We start from the raw sequence: 2,509 nt of genomic DNA, 5'->3' as shown, positions 1-2,509 counted from the left end.
GTGAGTTTCGGGGCGGAAATCTTCGGCAATAATGCACGCCATTCATCAGCCCCTAATCGATAGAGTTCAAACAGGGAAAGCCCTTTGAGTTGTGGCACTAACGCTTTGCGGATTGAGATCTCATTAAAGGTTTTTCCACCACGCACGATGCCGTTTTTGAGGGTAACAGTTTGAGTTTGTTTCATTGAATTTGTCCTTTTTGTTGCAAAAAATTAGTCGGAAATACCCCGCTTGTTACGAAATTTGGGGCTTATAGCCCCATTGCTTTGCGGTGTTTGCTCAGTAAATCTTTGCCGTCCACCTTAAACACATAGTTCAGCACGTCAATTTCAATAATATCCGCCCCATCTACGCTTAATTTATAGTAGCTTAACGCCATTTTGTAGCTAAACTCGGTATCATCACCGGCTTTGCTGTTACCGCCGTCAATCTCTTCAATCCGACCTTTCATCAGAATATCCACCGCCGACACTTCGTCCGTGTCATCTTGCTGATATGCACCGTTAAAGCGGAACATTGTGTCCTGAATCCCTTTGCCGTAGAGCTTGAGCAGACTGGTGGTTAAACCGCCGACCTTAAATTCCGCTTCCAGCAATTCGTGGCCGAGATTGACTTTCACCGGCGCGAACATTCCGCCGGAGCGGTACTCTTCCATTTTTTGCGTCAGTTTCGGTAGCGTAACTTCGGTGATCTCACCGTGATAACTGACCGAATCGACCGAACCGTTAAAATTTTTCAGTTTACGAGGCAATGCCATATTTTGTTATCCTTTTCACTCTCCTCTTAACAAAGAGGGGCAGGGGGAGATTTAAAAACTATGCCGAGGCGACTTTGCTGGCAAAATCGACCAAATATTCATCTTCAATATACTGGTACATATTCAGATTTTCCAAACTCGGCACCCACATATATTTGTATTTAATGAAGAATTTGCCGTCTTTGAGTTGGTCTTTACTGTTCAACTCAACGTCCAGCCACGCTTCGCCATCAACCAAATAACCGAGATTTTTCCAAAAGCGGAATTTGCTGTTGATCATCTCCAACATATCTTTGGCAAGGTTCGGCGTGAGCGGTTTATCGATCGCCCAATCAAACGCTTCGCCCAACGTATCTTTGATGATTTGTGCCGAACGGGTTGCCTGCATAAAGGCAAATTGGTTGTCGGCGGAAAGTGTGCGAGAACCCCACAGCTTAAAGCCGTTATTGTTCAAACAGACGGTGATATTTTTGCTGTTGAGGTAATTGACATCGGTGCTGTCGTCTTGAATATCAAAACTGAGTGGGTGGGTAATCCCCGTTACCCCTGCGATCTCCACATTCGACACGTTTTTATGCCAGCCGATATTTTTATCGATCCACGCCTGCAAGGCACAGGCTCGCACCGTGGCATAGTCCACCTCTGTGGCTGCAGTATCGGCATTAAACGAGAGAAAATCACCAAAAATCATCATCAATTCACGACTAGCAAAATTACGGGCATAACTGACCGCTTGTTCTTTAGTAGTCGCGCCATTCGATGAAATAAACCCGAAGCCGTTCAGCTTTTTGGCGATCACGCCAATTTCGCTGGCGACCGCTTGATTATCAAATTTCGGCACGGCAATTAAACGGGGTTTGACAAACACCACTGAATTTGCCACCGTTAAGGCTTTCAAGCCCGTATATTTACCTTCTTCGGTAACGGTTCCGACAATATTTGCTGTAAGCGTGTCGCTATCTTCAGAATCGGCAACACGCACGATCACCGTTGGTGTATTTACAATCGACCCGATGGCATTTAAGGCACGCTTTAACGTACCGGTACTGCCGGCATTCGCCATTGCAGCGGTATGGTTGGTAATTAAAACAGGGGTATTAAGGGGGAAGATATCAGCATCGGCATCATCGGCGGTACAAACCAACCCGATCACCGCCGTTGCCACCGTGCGAATGGTGCGTGTGCCGTCTGAGGCTTCAATCACCCGCACGCCGTGTAAGTAGGCATCTGACATTGGAAATCCTTGAGTGTGTGAACAAGTAATGCCCGATATTGTGAAAAGAAAACCGCTCATAGGCGAGCGGTTTGGAATGTGAGTTAGGGTTTGACAATCTCCGCCAACTGATTCGGGCTAAAACGCCAGCCTTGATCGCTATTGCGAATAGCGTTGAAGCACCATTCCGAACAGAAAAACTTATCCCGTTTTTGCTTGAACCCTAATACCACGCCGACTGCACCCCATAGGTCGTATTGTTTGCCTTTGGTTCGTTCAAAATAGGCTTTGATTTGGCTCTCGGTAATGCCCTCTAACTCAATTAACTCCCACGTCAAGCGGTCGGTTACATTGATTTTTTTGCAACGCACGCCGTTATCCCGTGGGCTTGCCGAGTAGCAGTCGTAGCTGATGACGGGGTAATGCTCGCCGCTTCGGAATTGGTGGCGTTCAATCGCAATTTCACAATGGCTATTTTTGCCTTTGGTGAAAAAGCGGACAAGCCTATCCACCCAATAGCCCTTGCCTTTGTAGAGGGC

The 2,509-nt window shown here is 46.9% G+C and carries 3 protein-coding genes and 1 pseudogene; all 4 read right to left on the bottom strand.

All coding sequences use genetic code 11. The features are described 5' to 3' along the window. A pseudogene (locus RO21_RS08220) lies at window positions 1-185 on the bottom strand (hypothetical protein); the annotation flags it as partial. 65 nt (window positions 186-250) lie between these two features. After that, the gene (locus tag RO21_RS08215) at window positions 251-757 is read right to left on the bottom strand and encodes a phage major tail tube protein (RefSeq protein ID WP_047977314.1); all 507 of its coding nucleotides are present in this window, start codon (window positions 755-757) and stop codon (window positions 251-253) included. 58 nt (window positions 758-815) lie between these two features. Beyond that, complete coding sequence (locus RO21_RS08210; protein ID WP_047977313.1) at window positions 816-1,991, bottom strand: phage tail sheath protein; 1,176 nt, start codon at window positions 1,989-1,991, stop codon at window positions 816-818. Window positions 1,992-2,074: 83 nt separating this feature from the next. Beyond that, on the bottom strand, window positions 2,075-2,509 hold a 435-nt coding region (locus RO21_RS13125), incomplete at its 5' end, for a hypothetical protein (protein WP_047977312.1).

Origin of the sequence: Muribacter muris, assembly GCF_001038205.1 — a bacterium.
Lineage (GTDB): Bacteria > Pseudomonadota > Gammaproteobacteria > Enterobacterales > Pasteurellaceae > Muribacter > Muribacter muris.
This window is presented reverse-complemented; position numbering and strand designations above follow the sequence as displayed.